General features: G+C 50.0%; 13 protein-coding genes. 6 read left to right on the forward strand and 7 right to left on the reverse strand.

The window, feature by feature from the left end; genetic code table 11:
• Window positions 1-34: 34 nt before the first annotated feature.
• Window positions 35-3,073, reverse strand: coding sequence for a tetratricopeptide repeat protein (locus EPD17_RS15370; RefSeq protein ID WP_132055497.1), 3,039 nt, complete (start codon window positions 3,071-3,073; stop codon window positions 35-37).
• Between the two features lie 366 nt (window positions 3,074-3,439).
• On the opposite strand from EPD17_RS15370, the gene EPD17_RS15375 reads away from it, so the two are divergent.
• From EPD17_RS15375 to EPD17_RS15385, 3 genes are all read left to right on the forward strand, one after another.
• Entirely contained in the window at window positions 3,440-3,850 is a 411-nt protein-coding gene (locus tag EPD17_RS15375) for a DoxX family protein (protein WP_114236212.1), read from the forward strand.
• Window positions 3,851-4,054: 204 nt separating this feature from the next.
• Window positions 4,055-4,432, forward strand: coding sequence for a VOC family protein (locus EPD17_RS15380; protein WP_114236213.1), 378 nt, complete (start codon window positions 4,055-4,057; stop codon window positions 4,430-4,432).
• A 178-nt stretch (window positions 4,433-4,610) separates the two neighbouring features.
• Window positions 4,611-5,501, forward strand: coding sequence for a poly(ethylene terephthalate) hydrolase family protein (locus EPD17_RS15385; RefSeq protein ID WP_132055498.1), 891 nt, complete (start codon window positions 4,611-4,613; stop codon window positions 5,499-5,501).
• A gap of 392 nt (window positions 5,502-5,893) precedes the next feature.
• On the opposite strand, the gene EPD17_RS15390 is transcribed toward EPD17_RS15385, so the two are convergent.
• The gene (locus EPD17_RS15390) at window positions 5,894-6,322 is read right to left on the reverse strand and encodes a DUF6526 family protein (RefSeq protein ID WP_132055499.1); all 429 of its coding nucleotides are present in this window, start codon (window positions 6,320-6,322) and stop codon (window positions 5,894-5,896) included.
• 93 nt (window positions 6,323-6,415) lie between these two features.
• Window positions 6,416-7,792: a D-alanyl-D-alanine carboxypeptidase/D-alanyl-D-alanine endopeptidase gene (gene dacB / locus EPD17_RS15395; RefSeq protein ID WP_132055500.1), complete on the reverse strand. Its 1,377-nt coding sequence runs from the start codon at window positions 7,790-7,792 to the stop codon at window positions 6,416-6,418.
• Between the two features lie 46 nt (window positions 7,793-7,838).
• Here dacB and EPD17_RS15400 point away from each other — a divergent pair, with 46 nt between their 5' ends.
• On the forward strand, window positions 7,839-9,095 hold the full coding sequence (locus tag EPD17_RS15400) for a CinA family nicotinamide mononucleotide deamidase-related protein (RefSeq protein ID WP_132055501.1): 1,257 nt from the start codon (window positions 7,839-7,841) through the stop codon (window positions 9,093-9,095).
• Window positions 9,096-9,376: 281 nt separating this feature from the next.
• On the forward strand, window positions 9,377-10,768 hold the full coding sequence (locus EPD17_RS15405; protein ID WP_132055502.1) for a dihydrolipoamide acetyltransferase family protein: 1,392 nt from the start codon (window positions 9,377-9,379) through the stop codon (window positions 10,766-10,768).
• Window positions 10,769-10,877: 109 nt separating this feature from the next.
• Here the strand turns inward: EPD17_RS15405 and EPD17_RS15410 are convergent, their stop codons facing one another.
• A complete protein-coding gene (locus EPD17_RS15410; protein ID WP_114236219.1) occupies window positions 10,878-11,366 on the reverse strand; it encodes a SixA phosphatase family protein in 489 nt (162 codons plus the stop codon).
• Window positions 11,367-11,456: 90 nt separating this feature from the next.
• Here EPD17_RS15410 and EPD17_RS15415 point away from each other — a divergent pair, with 90 nt between their 5' ends.
• Window positions 11,457-12,170 (forward strand): hypothetical protein, encoded by a 714-nt coding sequence (locus EPD17_RS15415; protein WP_132055503.1) that lies wholly within the window; start codon window positions 11,457-11,459, stop codon window positions 12,168-12,170.
• A 27-nt stretch (window positions 12,171-12,197) separates the two neighbouring features.
• On the opposite strand, the gene EPD17_RS15420 is transcribed toward EPD17_RS15415, so the two are convergent.
• The 3 genes from EPD17_RS15420 to EPD17_RS15430 are packed head-to-tail and all read right to left on the reverse strand — an operon-like array spanning window position 12,198 to window position 15,631.
• On the reverse strand, window positions 12,198-13,100 hold the full coding sequence (locus tag EPD17_RS15420; RefSeq protein ID WP_132055504.1) for a DMT family transporter: 903 nt from the start codon (window positions 13,098-13,100) through the stop codon (window positions 12,198-12,200).
• Window positions 13,101-13,154: 54 nt separating this feature from the next.
• The gene (locus EPD17_RS15425) at window positions 13,155-14,849 is read right to left on the reverse strand and encodes a hypothetical protein (protein ID WP_132055505.1); all 1,695 of its coding nucleotides are present in this window, start codon (window positions 14,847-14,849) and stop codon (window positions 13,155-13,157) included.
• Complete coding sequence (locus EPD17_RS15430; RefSeq protein ID WP_132055506.1) at window positions 14,846-15,631, reverse strand: ABC transporter ATP-binding protein; 786 nt, start codon at window positions 15,629-15,631, stop codon at window positions 14,846-14,848. Before EPD17_RS15430 ends, EPD17_RS15425 begins: the two co-directional genes overlap by 4 nt.
• Window positions 15,632-15,765: the final 134 nt, after the last annotated feature.

Consider the following 15,765-nt stretch of genomic DNA (forward strand, 5'->3'; position numbering starts at 1 on the left):
GCCGATGGCAGCACCGCTGCTTGCTACACAAAGCCTAACGTCCCGTGACCTTGCTGCCCGAAGCTTCTTCAGCGGTAACCTTGGTCAGTTTATCCTGCGCTTCGGCTTTGAGTTCGGCGTTGAGTGTATTGTCCACAATGCTTTGGAACGTGGCCTTGGCGTTGAAATAATCTTTTTGTTTCCAGAAAATATCACCGAGCAGGATGTATGATTTAGTGACCCACCAGTCGTAAGAACCGGCTTTGTTGATCACTTCAAATGCGGCTTTCTCCGCATCTTCCAACCGGTTAATGCCAAAGTAGCTGGCAGCAATTTCATAGCGTGCTTCGGCGCCCAGTGCGGCTTTGTTCACCGACACTACCGTTTTGAAATTGTTGATGGCCACATCGTACTGGCCGGCAATTTGTGCGGCTTTGCCCACGGCCATTGCAGCCAGTGCTTTATCATCGGACGAAGCAGATTTTTGCGCCAGCAGTTCCTGTGCGTTGCTTTGCGCAGCGCTCCATTTTTTTAACTGGTACTGGCTGCGCAGCAAACCACGCATGGCTTCGAGACGTGCTTCCTGCGTGGCCGCAAAACCTTTGAGCTGCGTGTAAAAACGTTCGGCCTGCTCGTAATCTTTTACTTCAAAAAACGAGATGCGTGCAGCCTGCAACACGGCCCGCTCGGCAAATGCGTTGGGTGCCCGCTCGGCCACGTAGCCGTAGGCTTCCAGCGCATTGCGCCAGTCTTTGCGGGTGCCAAATATTTCACCACGATAATACTGTGCATTGGTGGCGTAGTTGCCGGTGGCAAAACGCTGCAAGTAGTTGTTGAATGATTCCAGCGCTGCTGCAGCATTACCGTTTTCGTATTGCAGTTCGGCGGCGGCAAATGTGAGTGAATCCTCCGCACTTACCGACAGCGGCTTGCCGGCTTCACGCATCACTTCGGCGTATTCGCCGGGGCGGCCGGTTTCCACAAAAATGGCTTTCAGGTTATCCAAAGCGGTTTCGGCTTCCGGCGAATTGGGATAATCGGCAATAACCTTGCGGTATTGCGTGATGGCCTCTGTGGCGTTATTGAGGTTGTATTGTGCAATGCCTTGTTTTAAAAAAGCCTGCGGCTTGAGGCTGCTGTTGCCGCCGGCACGGGCAATGGTCTGCAGAAAAGGAATGGCTTCGCGAAATTGCTCGTTGCCAAGGTATGTGTTCGCGATTTCCATGTTCGCATCCATCACCAGCGGCGATTGCGGAAACTTGCGAATCAGTGTATTGAGGTTGCTGATCTTTTCGTTGCTGCTGTTGATGCCCGCGATCATTGCTTTTTGAAACGTAGCATAATCTTCGGCGGCCCACGAGTAGCGGATTACATTGTCGTACATGGTGCGTGCCTGCGCATAACTGCGGTTCATGTAATAGGCATCGGCAGTGCGTACATAAGCATCCTGCGTAACCGGGTCGGAATTGAGCGATACATTGCGCGACAGCGGCTCAAAAAATGTTTGTGCTACCGGGTAGTTTTGTTTGCGGTAATAAGCATAGCCCAGGTTGTAACGGGCATTGTTCGCTGTTGCTTCACCGTTAGCTGGTGCGCCTGCATTAAGGTAAGCGTTGTAATAACGAATGGCATCATCGGTGCGGCCCGAACGGTAAGCCAGCTCGCCTTTCCAGAAGTTGACAAATGGCAGCACAGGTGCGTTGTTCGGATCGCGCAGCGCTTTATCCAACAAAGCTTCGGCCTCCGCCAAAGCACCATCATTGATCAACTCGGTGGCGCGACCGTAAAGGATGCGCGGATACACCCGCTTGGCATTTTGCGATGGATATTTAAGTCCCTCGATCAGTGTCAATGCGCCGCGGTAATTGTTGGTGTTGGCCAACGCACCCACCAACAGGTCGGTGGCTTCTTCGCGGTAATCAGATGCGGGATAATCTTGTATAAATGCTTCGAGGCTGCGCAGCGCTTCATCCTGGTAGCCCAGCTCGTAAGAAAGCTTTGCGTAGTTGAACCGCGAAATTTCGCGTTGCTGTGGGTTGCTGTTGTTGGAGGCGCCAAACAGGAATGCGTTCCGTGCATTGGCACGTTGGCCTGTTTTTAAATAAGCATCGCCCAGCAGGTACATAGCATGCTGCGACAGGGAATCTTCTTTACCGCTCAATTGCTTGAAGCCTTCAATGGCTTTGGGCATCTGGCCCGCCTGGTAGTATGCATACGACAATTCGTACAGGTCTTCGCGGCGCACTTTCTTCGACTTCGCCACATAATCATCGAGGTAAGGCGCGGCCTGCGCATATTGTTTTTGCTCAAACAGCGCATGACCTAACAGTTGCTTTAGCTCCAGGTCGTAAAACTGTGTTTTGCCGGCTTTTAATTTTGCCTGCGCATATTCCACTGCTTCTTTTTTCCGGCCCTGCACGTAATAGATCTGCGCAATATAAAAAGGCACAATGCCTTCGTAAGCCGGGTGGTTCTCCACTACGCGAAAGCTTTCCAGCGCATCGCTGTATTGTTTATCGCGGAAGGCGATGAAGCCGTAGTAATAGTTGGCGTCCATGTAATTTGGATCGTCCTTTACCTGGCGGATGGAATTGAGCAGCGGCTTTGCCTTATCAAATTGTTGCAAGGTAAAATAAGCATAGCCCTGGTGGAATTTAGCGTCGGCAATTTCACGGTTGCTCAGGTTGGCAATGTTGGCCGCTTCATAAAATGTGAGTGCCTCGGTAAACTCCTGTTTGCGAAACAGGTATTCGGCCAGGTGATAGTTCATCATCTGCACCCGCGGGTTGTTGCGGGTAACCTCGATATAGCTGCGGGCTGCGGGCTCGGCGCCGCCTTCATTTTGCTTGAGGGCACATACTAAAGTGTAATAATCTACTTCCTGCGCCTGGATGGGCAGGTCGGGTCGAACGCCGTCTTTCAGGTTTGCCTGTAATTCTTTCAGTATGGGATAAGCGAGGTTGTATTGCCCTTTTTGAAAAAATTCTTTTGCCAGCGAAAAGCGCTGCTGCGGATCGTTGTGCTGAAACGTTTGCTGCGCCTGCGCCGTCGAAAGCATCAGGCTAAGGGAAAGAGGCAAAAAATATCGCTTCATGTTTGGTACTGCTTTGGGGTGCTTGCTGTCATTTGAACCACCAAGACACCAAGAGTAAAAGACGCACTAAGAAAATTCTTTGTGAAACTTAATGCCTTCGTGTCTTTGTGATTCAAAAATCCGGACTTCCGAAACTGGAATAAACGGCGTAAATATTCAAATTATTATAAGGCGGGCCAAATGAGGCATGACGAGTGGCTTATATTTAACAAGGTTGCAGGCAATAATAAAAAATGATATGTGAACAGCAGGGGTTGTGCACAAGTGGACCAAACCTGTGCCCTGCGCCGCTTACGCGGTGTGCACTTTGTAACGGTTGTGCCTATTCAACTTTTCAGTAACATTGCCGCTCCAAAGAAAAAAACTATGAAAAGACTGTTCAGCACCCGCGTTTCAGATGGTGCTTTTTCATTTGCCATGCTGCTGTTGCGCCTGGGTGCCGGGTCGCTGATGATGGTGAACCACGGCCTGGATAAGCTGATGCATTTTGCCGACAAGGCCTCGCGTTTTGCCGATCCGTTTGGTGTGGGTTCCACCACATCGCTGTCGCTGGTGGTGTTTGCCGAATTTTTCTGCGCCGTTTTTATTATCCTGGGCTTGTTTACCCGCCTGGCTGCTATTCCGCTGGTGGTTGCCATGTCGGTAGCCCTCTTTTATGCACATAAAGGCCAGATGTTTGGCGATGGCGAAATGTCCGCGGTTTACCTCACTGCGTTTCTGACCATCTTATTTGCCGGACCGGGCAATATCAGTTTGGATAAGTTTATTGGTAAATAAAAAAAATGACCTCTGATTAAAAGCCCGCAACTTTTCGTTGCGGGCTTTTTTATTTAACCAGCATTCACTTTGCCTGCTGGTAACAATATTTTATTGTTTTAAAAAAGATTTTGGCCTCGGAGGAATTGAAAAATCAAACAGTTATTTTCAAGGATCAATCACATTGTTTACAAAATAACTTTTCCAAATCTCCTCAACATAGCCATGAAAAAAGTAACCGGCATCGGCGGCGTTTTCTTTAAATGCAAAGACCCTAAAAAAATGACGGAATGGTACCAACAGCATTTGGGTTTGAGCACCAATCCATACGGTGCCACCTTCGAATGGTACGAAGATGCAGCGGGCGAAAAACCGGCACAAACACAATGGACACCTTTCCCGGAAACGAGCACATACTTCGAGCCCTCATCGAAGGACTTTATGATCAATTACCGCGTGGAAAATCTGGAAGCGTTGGTGGCCATGTTGCGGGAAGAAGGCGTTACCATTTTGGATGCCATTGAAACCTATGACTACGGCAAGTTTGTGCACATACTCGATGCCGAGGGAAATAAGGTGCAATTGTGGGAGCCCATTGATTAGTATTAACCATTATTAACCCAGCCGCCGTTTCATTACTTAAACGAAAAAGATAATTTCAATTTTTGTTTGATCACATGGCTGTAATTGCAGCTCGTTTGCTCGAAATTTTTCCGTTGTCATACCGGCAGTTCGACCAAAATGATACCGGCCAACACAACACTCACAACAAACAATTCATATGAAACGCTTCGCCATTCCTCTTGCGTTATTATTACTTACTGCAACGCTGCAAAGCTTTGCCCAGACAGCCGCTTCCCGTGTGGTAGAAGCGGGCGGCACAGGCAAATACAGCGCACTCATGCTCACCGAAACCTCGTTGCCTACGCACACCGTGTTTCGGCCCAAAGACTTGGCGCCATTTGGCAGCAAGGAAAAACTGCCGGTGATTGCCTGGGGCAACGGCGCCTGCGCCAACTCGCCGTGGGAGCACGTTAATTTTTTAAATGAAGTAGCCTCGCATGGCTTCCTCGTTATTGCCATTGGCCCCATGCCTGCCGAGTCGGGCGAACGGGTTCGGTCGTCTTCCAAATCTTCTATGTTGACCGATGCCATTGACTGGGCCATTGCGCAAAATGCGGACAAGAACAGCCCGTATTATGGCAAAATTGATGTGTCGAAAATCGGGGTTAGTGGCATGTCGTGCGGCGGACTGCAAACGCTTGAAGTTGCTGCCGATCCAAGGATCACTACTATTGGCGTATTCAACAGCGGTGTGCTGCCCACGCCTGGTGCAGGTATGCCCGGTATGCCCGCCGTTACTAAAGAGCAGTTGAAAAAAATTCACACCCCTACCCTGTACCTGCTGGGTGGCCCATCGGATATTGCTTACAACAACGGCATGGACGATTTCAAGCAAATCAACCATGTGCCGGTGTTTGTTGCCAATATGGATGTAGGCCACGGCGGCACTTACGCCAAACCATATGGCGGCGAATTTGCCAAGGCAGCTACTGCTTGGTACAAATGGCAACTGAAAGGCGATAAGGAAGCGGCCAAAATGTTTACCGGCAACACACCGGGCCTGGCACAATCATCGGGTTGGACAACAGATCGGAAGAATTTGCAGTGAGGCGGAGGGGCTGATGGAAGTAAGGTAGAAGATGATAGATTTTAGATAATAGACTTTAGATATTAGATCATCATTTAAAAAGCCGGCACTAGTATTAGTGCCGGCTTTTTGTTTTGGAAAAGTTGTGTTGGCTGAAAGCGGTTGAGATTTTTTATTAGGTGAACGACTGTACGCCATCAGCCGATCTCATGCCTTGTTTCGACATCCCCGTTGGTCAGAGGATTTTTTTTGAAACAGCCGTTCATTTACTTGCCAATACCTAGCGTTACAGGGAGATGCCGAAACGAATTCGGCATGACAACCGAGAGAACGCCGGCTGTATATTGTAGCCAAGGAGGCAACCGAAATTTACATTGGCTGCTTACCACCTTGCATTACTAAATTTTTTACCGTTACACCCGGTGTGTATCAGCACGCCAGTGCTGTACGCGTTGCTTAATCTCTTTTGGATTTAAGCCCTTTTCTGCGGCTTCTCTTGCCAGTTGCGGTAGTTCTGCATCCGATGCAAAACGCAGGGCAATGATCTGGCCAAGTGTAAGCCTCGGGTCAACAGGTTTGCCGGTGAGTACAAAATGGCGCAACGACTCCTCGGCCCTGATGGCGCGGTCCTGTGCTTTCAGCGCAAACATGCGGCCGTGCAGATGATTACCTACTAATATAAGAGCAACCAGCACCAGCAGCGATGCTTCATAAACATTGTCTTCCGATGTGTTGAGCAGGTTGCGTACTGCGCCGATGATGAGGGCCAGCAGTGCAATGTTTACCAGCACATGAAATGAAAAGACATACCGTGTGTGGTTTTTGAAATTTTGTTGCGCCACAGTTGTAAGATTTATGGTTTAATGATGGTGATGACTTGCCTGTTTTATTATATTTCGCTAACATTTTTAAGATACAAGATCAGCGTATCATGATTATTTTAACTCGTTCAGCACTGCATACATTTTTTGCACAATGCCTGAAGCAGCACCATTGTAGTTGTTGATCAGGATGGAAAACGCATAAGTAGTACCACTTTTTGCCGTGTGGTAACCGGCAAAACCTTTGACGCCACCAATCGTTCCGCTTTTCATTTTCATACCATTATACACGGGCAGCGATGCAAAGAGACCTGGATACCAAGCTTGTTTTTTTGCATACAACAACACTGCAACCTGCGCCCTGGTGGTTACCCGGTTGGCCGGCGAAAGCCCCGATCCGTCTGCAATATTCAACTCGGTTTGCGGTATGCCTTGTGCCTTCCAAAAATCTTTTACTACCGTCACCGCATCTTCCGTGCTGGCCCTTTTTCCTTTTTGCAGCGCCATTGTTTTCAACAGGGCCTCACCATACAGGTTGATGCTTTTTTGATTGAACCAATAAATGATGCTGTCCAATGATGGCGAAACTTCTTCGTGCACAACGGTACCTTCAGGCAACCCTTCTTCCAGCACCAACGCCGGTTCGGCGGGCAGTTGCGCCGTGTTGCGCAGCGCGTCAGATAGGGTTTCAGTAAACTGGTGCATCGGGTTGGGCATAGCCCCCGATACTTTAAACTGCCGCTCTCCTACCGGTATGGTTCCGCGGATCACACCTTCGCGGCTCATTACCGGCAAATAAATCAGCGTACGGTCGCCGGTGCCTTTTGCCGCACTGCGCACTTGCGATTGCAACGAAAAATCATACAACTTCGGCACTGTGCCGGCCAACTGCACGGCATCGCCCACAGCATTGCCCGACCGCAGCAGCACATCATATTGGTTTTCGCGCCAATTGAGTCCATAAGCACCGGCACCGTAATAATTGCCCATGTCTTCCCAGGTCCAGCCGCCTGGTATGGCTTCTTCATTCCAGCCTTTGTGGTACACCATGATGTTGGCCAACTGCCCTGCGCCACTATTGCGCACCGCCGTTGCAATGCGCTGTACCACTGCGGCTTCGGAAGTGCTTTTCCAGCGCCAGCTACCCAGCGTGGGATCGCCGGAAGGCTGTATGGCCAACGTGTTGGCTGCGCCATTTTTGATCAAAGCAAATTGGGTGCGGTACCGGAAATCGCGGCCCAGCAAAGCATATGCGGTGGCACCGGTGATGAGTTTTTGCGTAGATGCCGGCGCCATGCCCACGCTGCTGTTGTGGGTAAAAACGGCTTTGCCGGTGGCGGCATCGGCTACATAAACGGAGAGCATCGCCTGCTGCATCTGCGGGTCGGATTCGAGTTTCTGCACGGCTTTTTGCAACGCTGCAGAAACATTTTGCGCACCGCTTGTTATTACACACAACAGGCAGAGCGAAAGTGCAAAAAATGGTTTCATACTGTTTGGTACCTTGCGCTAAAATTAACCCTTCCTGCACAACACGATGAAAGAAGTAGCTGCGGCCATCATTACCATTGGCGACGAACTCCTGATCGGGCAAACCATTGATACCAACAGCGCCCATATAGCACAGGAACTAAATAAGATCGGTATTTGGGTAAAACGCAGGATTGCCATTGGCGATGATGCGGCGGAAATTGCAACCGCCCTGCAGGAGCAAAGCCGCGACTGCAGTGTGATCATCATTACCGGTGGCCTGGGACCCACTGCAGATGATATTACCAAACCCACGCTATGTGCTTATTTCAACGCCATGCTGCGGGTGGATGAAGGCGCCTTGCAAAATGTGACCGACATTTTTACACGGCTGGGCCGCCCCCTCACCGACCGCAACCGCAAGCAGGCCGAAGTGCCCGATGTGTGCACCGTGCTGCCCAACCTGCGGGGCACCGCGCCGGGGATGTGGTTCGAAAAAGATGGTGTGGTGTACGTATCGCTGCCGGGTGTGCCGAATGAGATGGTGGGCCTGATGCAAAGCAGCGTGATACCCAAGCTGCAGGCCTATTTTACCATGCCTGCCATCCTGCACCGCAGCCTGCTTACATCGGGCAAGGGCGAAAGTGAAGTGGCGGAAATACTGGAAGATTTTGAAACCCGTTTGCCCGCACATATTAAGCTGGCTTACCTGCCTTCGCTGGGTATGGTAAAATTGCGGCTCACTGCAAAAGGCAACAACGAACAGGCATTAACCAACGAAATAGAACAGCAGTTTACGGCATTGCAGCAACTGTTGCAACCCTGGCTGGTGGCAACGGAAGATATACCGATGCAACAGGTGTTGCTCAACCTGCTTAAAGAACGGGGCAAAACAATGGCCACTGCGGAAAGCTGCACGGGCGGCTATATTGCCCATTTAATTACATCCATTCCCGGCTCCTCATCAGTGTTTTTGGGCAGCGTAGTAAGCTATGCCAATTCAGCAAAAGAAGCCCTGCTTTCTGTTGACCCACACACACTGGAAGCTGTTGGTGCCGTTAGTGAAGAAACGGTACGCCAGATGGCTTTGGGCGCCCTGCAACAATTTGGCTGCGATTATGCAGTAGCCACTTCAGGAATTATGGGCCCCGATGGCGGCACCGCCGAAAAACCGGTGGGCACCGTGTGGGTAGCTGCCGGCAGCAAGGCACAGATCCGTACCCGGTTATTCAAGTTTCGGTATGGCCGCAAACAAAACATTGAGCTGGCCGCCACCAATGCACTCAACTTTTTGCGGCAACTGGTGATCGAGGAAATAGGTTAGCGTTTAATTAAAAAATAAAAAGTCAAAATTCAAAATGGATACCGCTGTTAAAGGGTTCTTCTTTTTGACTTTTTAATTTTGACTTTTGCCTTTTCAATCCTTTCCTACCTTAAAACCGCCCCACCTGAAATGGTTTCTGGCCCTTTGCTTATTTTTGACCGCTTATTATAGAGAAATGGTGCGGCAGAAAACAGGTGTTGGGTAAATACGCAACTACCGCCAACGCTGCACCAGTACATTGTTCACATACTTAACGATTGCTTACTTAAACAAAAATGATTATGGCTACAGTGGACCTGGTGATGCCGAAAATGGGCGAAAGCATCATGGAAGCGACCATTTTGAAATGGCATAAACAACCTGGCGACCCGGTAAAGATGGATGAAACAGTTTTGGATATTGCCACCGACAAAGTGGACAGCGAAGTGCCGTCTACTGCCGAAGGAGTGATTGCTGAATTATTGTTTGGAGTGAACGATGTGGTGCCCATCGGCAGCGTTATTGCCCGCATCCGCACCGGCGCCGCAGAAGCCAGTGCACCCGCACCCCAAGCAGTACAGGAAATAGCATCGGAAGACGTATACAGCGCCGAAGATGAAGAGGCCGCTGCCGCCGTGCCTTATGTGCCTGCAGCAGTAACCACTGCGGTTCCTGCCGCCAGCAACGCCAACCGTTTTTACTCGCCGCTGGTGCTCAACATTGCAGCGCAGGAAGGTGTGAGCATGTCGGACCTGGAGCGCATACCCGGCACCGGTAGTGAAGGCCGCGTTACCAAGAAAGATATTTTGCAATATGTGCAGCAGAAAAAAGACGGCAAACCTGCCGCGCAGCCTGCACCTGCACAGCAAACAGGAGCAACTGCGCAACCGGCGCCACAACCTGCACGCCACCCGCAGCCGGCCGTAATCATGGAGCAAAAGCCTAAGGCCGAAGAGCAGGGTCTTCAGCGTGCACAATACAACGGCAACGTGGAGATCGTGGAAATGGACCGCATGCGCCGCTTGATTGCCGATCATATGGTGCGCAGCAAACATACCAGCCCGCACGTTACTTCTTTTACCGAAGCCGATGTAACCAATATGGTGCAGTGGCGCGAAAAAGTAAAGAAGGAATTTGACCGCCGCGAAGGTACCAAGCTCACATTTACACCGCTGTTTATTGAAGCTATTGTGCGGTGTATTAAAAAGTTCCCGTTGATCAATTCGTCGCTGGACGGCAACAACATTGTTGTAAAAAAAGACATCAACATAGGCATGGCAACGGCACTGCCCAGCGGCAACCTGATCGTACCTGTTATTCGCAATGCGGACCAGTTAAATTTAGTTGGTTTGGCCAAGCAGGTAAATAACTTGGCTGATGCTGCACGCAACAACAAACTGAAACCCGAAGACATTGCAGACGGCACTTTTACCATGACCAACGTGGGCACTTTTGGTTCGCTGATGGGTACGCCCATCATCAACCAACCGCAAGTGGCCATATTGGCTGTGGGCGCCATTAAAAAGCGACCAGTGGTGCTGGAAACGCCACACGGCGACAGCATTGCCATCCGCCACATGATGTACCTGTCCATGAGCTACGATCACCGCATTGTGGACGGCAGCCTGGGCGCAACATTCCTCACGCAAGTGGGCAAAGAGTTGGAGAATTTTAATCCTGCTCGTGAATGGTAGTGAGGAGTTGACAGTTTATAGGCGACAGTCGGAAAAGAAATTTTCTAAAACCATAAAAGATAAAGCCCGGAGTTGATCCGGGCTTTATCTTTTATGGTAACGGTGTGGGTTAGTTGCCAAAGCGTTTCTTTTCCAATTGTGCTTTGTCGCCTTTTATTTTCAGTAAAAAAAGATCGCCGTATTGGCTGTCGGGTAAATCTTGCAGCAATTGTTTTCCGGCGAGGCCGTTGATGATGTCGTCTACTGTATTGGAATGGCCCACTACCAGTACCGGCGCACCTTTATGCTTGCGCAATTGCGGTAAAAAGCGGGCATCGGTTGGATTGTAAATTTGTATGGCCACGCCGGTTTCGTTGCTCAGCGGCCTGGCCGTGCCGGTGGTGCGGTGTGTGGGTGTTGAATAAATTGTACCGATCTTTTTGTCTTTCAGCGCATCTTTCAGCGCTATGGCCCTTTGTGCACCGGCCGCCGACAGTGGCACATCTGTTGTCATGGCATCACCGGCCGCCGCATCTTTTTCGGCGTGGCGTACAACATAAAATTGCGTGGTAGCGCAGGATGTAAACAGGAGTGAAAGCATCAAAACAGGTATCCGCATAATCTCAAATTTTTAACAAGGTACGCCGCAGCCGCAAAATGGGCTGTCGGCAGATTTTATTAAATTAGGTTACAAATAAAATGCGAGGCTATGAAACAATTATCCGAAACCTGGTTTGCAGAAGGATTTATTGATTTTGAGCAAAAAAAATATACCCTGCTGGCCTACCTGCAACAGGTAAGCACCTGTTTCAACGAAAACAAATTATACCCCCAACTTTCGGACCTGATCTTTCATTACAACAACCTCAATGCCTTCCGCGAAAACAAACGTTTTCTGCAGGAGCAGTTTCCAAAGAAAGTAACGGGTTTACAGCTCGAAAAATTGCAATTGTTGTACGAACAAATGATCGAAGACAGCGAAATCATGCAGGAACTGGAAAGCATCATCAATTTCTCGGCAAGCAAAATGAAAACGACCATCAGCAGTGGTGCCGAGATCTATGATTTCGTGGAAGACAAGATCACCATCACGCCTGTTGGCCTGGTGCCGCTGGATATGCAGGAAGGATATTTTTTTTTAAGTGCCGGCAAAACCCGCGACACACGTGTATATCATTACCGACTTTCTATTTTTGAAAAACACGACGAACGTTTCCGCAGCATCAAAACGGCTTTTATACAAAACGAAATGCGGTCGCTGGCCAGTACGTATGAAAACATCAAGCAGCAACTGATCCGCTACCACAGCCAGTTGCCCAACCCTGCAGTGTACAGCATCGAAACGGAATACAATTTCCCCATCGAAGAAACGCTATTGCCGGTGGCTAAAAGAAGTTTGGTAAAATATATTGCTACGGCTTAAAAGCGGCTCAAATGCAGAAAGCTGTTATTAGTCGCCTGCTGGCACAACTTCACGAGAACGCCTACCCGAAAATGGCTTCAACAGCCGCCACATGTGCAGGATCACGGCCAACGCAATCAGTAAAAAACCAAGGTAGAACCAGTTGCTCAGGTGCTGGTTTTCGCGATAAATAATGAATGCTAAAATGATCCCGTACAGCGGCTCCAATGTCAGCGTCAGGTTCATGGTAAAGGCCGAAATATGCTTGAGCGACCGGATGTAGAGAAAAAAGGTAAAGATGGTGCACACCCAGCCGAGCACCAGCAGCCAAAGCCAATCCCACGCAGAAGGCAGCATGCTCCCGTCCGACCATTGCAACAGCAACGGTAACAACAGGGTTAAACCGACAAAGCCACCTGATAGTTGATATAAGGTAATTTGCTGCGGTGTGTACTCGCTTACAATTTTTTTATTGAGCACCGAAACCAACACGATAAGCAACGCCGATACCAGCCCGATGATGATGCCCCACGAAAACTGCAAGTGTGTGTTGTAAATAACGAGTATGCCTGCAATGGCAAAAAGCCCGAGCAGTATTTCGCTGCGCTGGAATTTTTGCTTTAAAATCAGCGGCTCGATCAATGAAGAAAGCAACGCCGTTGTGGACAAACAGGTAAGCGCAATCGTTACGTTGGCGAGCTTGATGCTGCCGTAAAAAGTAACCCAGTGCAGGGCCTGCACCAGGCCAATGCCGCCAATCGCCAGCACCGAACGCATGGGGATTCGGGTGATCTTTTTTTGCAACGCAAACAAAATCCAAAGCGATACTGCAGTGATCATAAGCCGGTACCAAACCAGCAAAGTGGCGTCGAGCAAAATGGCCCTGCCCAATACCCCGGTAAATCCCCACAAAAACACGGCAACATGCAATTGCAGCAATGCCCTCTTCATGACAGCAAAGGTAACGGGCAGGCCTGTGACGGTAGCGATAACATTAGTTGCAGGTTAAGCTTCGGCATTCTTTATTTTTTCCCAACCTGTTTTGCCGATGCCGTTCACCACCAGCCAGGTAGCACCCGCCGATAGCAGCAGCCCCACCAGTATCACGGGCATAAAATCGTAGATGAGGTAATGGCTGGCACCCAGCACTGCGGTAAACATCAGCACAATGATGGAGCGCATTACATTGACACCGCGGTTCTGGGTTTGCTGCGCCATAGAAAACGGCAACTGCCGCTGGTTGATGTACACCAGCACTGCAGCGATCAGCAGCTGGTTTGCCAGGCCAAACAACAGGTTGGGCAAAATAAGCGGGCCCGAAAGGGCCAGTCCCATCGAAAAAACAACCAGCGCCAGCGGCAGGTAAAATTTTGCCACCATGGCTTTAAATGCACCTACAATCAGCGGCCCTGGTTGGTTAATGGGCGTTGCAAAAAACACCCAGGATGCCTTCCATTTATCCGAAAATTTCATTTGGCCCAACGCCGTTACCAGCACATAAGTACCAAAATATAAAACAGAAAGCGTCAGTGTTTTACCGCGGCTGTCAAATGCCGACAGTTCGCCGCGGGAAAGTGCCCTGAAAAATGTAATACCTGCAAACACCAACAGGTAGCCAATAGCCGGCAGCACCTGCATCCGGAAATCGCGACTGCGTCCGCTCATTTTCCAGGTAAATAAAAAACCAGCCCGCTGCAGTCCGCCCGGTGTAAACCATTGTGCTGCCCGCTCGGCCAGCCCCTGCGGGTGGCCCTGCTTTTTGGTTTGAGCGGGCACTGCTTCGACATTTCGGTTAGCCGACAACGTGAGTTGCCGGATGAATGCGCCGGCAAGAAAACGCACCACGATCCAAATGGCCATTAGCGGTATGATGATGCCTAAAATAAGGCCCGCCGTTTCCCAACCACCCAATGGCGCATGCAGTGCCTGCCACACCGATGCAAACCAAAACGGCGGCAACAGCGGCGCAACCCAGTACCGGCTTATTTGCAGTTCGAGGTTGCCAAAATTATCCATCAATGCCGGCACCAGTTGGTAACTGGCATAAATGCCAATAGCCATGCCCACCTGCACGTAGCTGATGATGGCCTGGAACTTTTGCGGCGACACCAAGCGCATGAACACCAAGTATAGGGCATTGATGAAAAAAATGGAAAACAATATCAGGAGCAACACCGGCACGAGGAACCAGAAGGCCATGCCTACACCGTAATTGTAACCAATGTAAATGGCGCCGGGCAGGCTCATGGGCAGCACCAGTTTGGTGAGGTGCACCAAAATATGCAACAGCCGCGCCGTTAAAAAAGTGGCGTCGTTTACCGGCCGCGTTAAAATGATGGTATTGTCCCGCACATCCAGCAACACCGAAGTAAAATCTGCAATGAGCATGGATGAAAGCAACACAAAAAACATAAAGAAATACACCGTGAGCTGCGTAACGATATGATCGCCCAGGGCAAATGCCGACAGGTATAACAAACCCAAAACGGCACTCATAAACATAGCACCCAGCGTGGCTGCTTTTGCAGGCTTGCTGTTGCTCTTACGCTGCACCTGTTGCAGCGTATTGGGGGTGCGGTCGTCGAGGGTAAGCTTGGTAGCCAGTATTGCTTTTACCAGCGGCACATTGGCACCCATGCGGCGGTAGAGCGGCGCCGGCAACAATACCGCCTGCATCAGCCATTTGTTGATGATGTTCATACGGTGGTATTGTTTTCAAAAGCCTGCAGCAACTCGTCGGCGGCGGAGCCGGGCTGCTGGTGCGTAGTAAGTGATGAAAAAATCTGCTCCAGGTGTTGCTGGCCCATGCGCTGTTGCAGGTTGGTAAATGTATCGTCGGCCACCACTTTTCCTTCCGCTATCAGCACAATGCGGTCGCTTACTTTTTCCACCACATCCATCATATGGCTGCAGTAAAAAATAGTTTTGCCTTCCCGTGCCAGGCGGCTGATCAACTCTTTTACTAAAATAACGCTGTTGGCATCGAGGCCGCTAAGCGGCTCATCAAAAATGATGATGCCGGGATTGTGCAGTATGCCGGAAATAAGCAACACTTTTTGGCGCATACCCTTGCTGAACGAATCCATGCGCTGGTGCAAGTTGTCCTTTAAGCCAAAGGCTTCCACCATTCGTTGGATGCGGGTTTCATAAACCGATGGTTCCATGCCTTGCAGCGTGGCCACAAATTCAAGGTATTCCCAAGGCGTGAGCACTTCGTACAAATCGGCCAGTTCAGGCACATAGCCCACCAGTTTTTTCACGGCCAGCGGATCGGCTTTTACCTCTACACCTGCCATCTGCACTTCGCCGGTATAGTCGGTGAGCAGGCCACACAATATTTTTACCGTGGTGCTTTTGCCGGCACCGTTCGGGCCTATGTAGCCGATAACCTGTCCGGGAAAAATATCGAGGTTGATATCGTGGAGCACCTGCTTGGTGCCGTACGATTTATTTACTTGCCTCAGGCTGATGATGGGTTCCATAGCAGTTGTTTGGAGGGTGACCTTTTGTTGATTTCAATGGAATGAAATTAAGGTTTCTGCCGGGCTGGCAATGCTTTGGGTGGAAAAGTAGGGCAGCAACATGTAAAGGTTACCGTTAGGTTTTTATGCCCGTG

Origin of the sequence: Pseudocnuella soli, assembly GCF_004347775.1 — a bacterium.
In the GTDB taxonomy this organism is placed as follows: Bacteria; Bacteroidota; Bacteroidia; order Chitinophagales; family Chitinophagaceae; genus Flavisolibacter; species Flavisolibacter aquaticus.

Coding starts and splice junctions, on each gene's coding strand:
- EPD17_RS15370 (WP_132055497.1), bottom strand. CDS start 3,073: ATGAAGCGATATTTTTTGCCTCTTTCCCTTAGCCTGATGCTTTCGACG.
- EPD17_RS15375 (WP_114236212.1), top strand. CDS start 3,440: ATGAAAAGACTGTTCAGCACCCGCGTTTCAGATGGTGCTTTTTCATTT.
- EPD17_RS15380 (WP_114236213.1), top strand. CDS start 4,055: ATGAAAAAAGTAACCGGCATCGGCGGCGTTTTCTTTAAATGCAAAGAC.
- EPD17_RS15385 (WP_132055498.1), top strand. CDS start 4,611: ATGAAACGCTTCGCCATTCCTCTTGCGTTATTATTACTTACTGCAACG.
- dacB (WP_132055500.1), bottom strand. CDS start 7,792: ATGAAACCATTTTTTGCACTTTCGCTCTGCCTGTTGTGTGTAATAACA.
- EPD17_RS15400 (WP_132055501.1), top strand. CDS start 7,839: ATGAAAGAAGTAGCTGCGGCCATCATTACCATTGGCGACGAACTCCTG.
- EPD17_RS15405 (WP_132055502.1), top strand. CDS start 9,377: ATGGCTACAGTGGACCTGGTGATGCCGAAAATGGGCGAAAGCATCATG.
- EPD17_RS15410 (WP_114236219.1), bottom strand. CDS start 11,366: ATGCGGATACCTGTTTTGATGCTTTCACTCCTGTTTACATCCTGCGCT.
- EPD17_RS15415 (WP_132055503.1), top strand. CDS start 11,457: ATGAAACAATTATCCGAAACCTGGTTTGCAGAAGGATTTATTGATTTT.
- EPD17_RS15420 (WP_132055504.1), bottom strand. CDS start 13,100: ATGAAGAGGGCATTGCTGCAATTGCATGTTGCCGTGTTTTTGTGGGGA.
- EPD17_RS15425 (WP_132055505.1), bottom strand. CDS start 14,849: ATGAACATCATCAACAAATGGCTGATGCAGGCGGTATTGTTGCCGGCG.
- EPD17_RS15430 (WP_132055506.1), bottom strand. CDS start 15,631: ATGGAACCCATCATCAGCCTGAGGCAAGTAAATAAATCGTACGGCACC.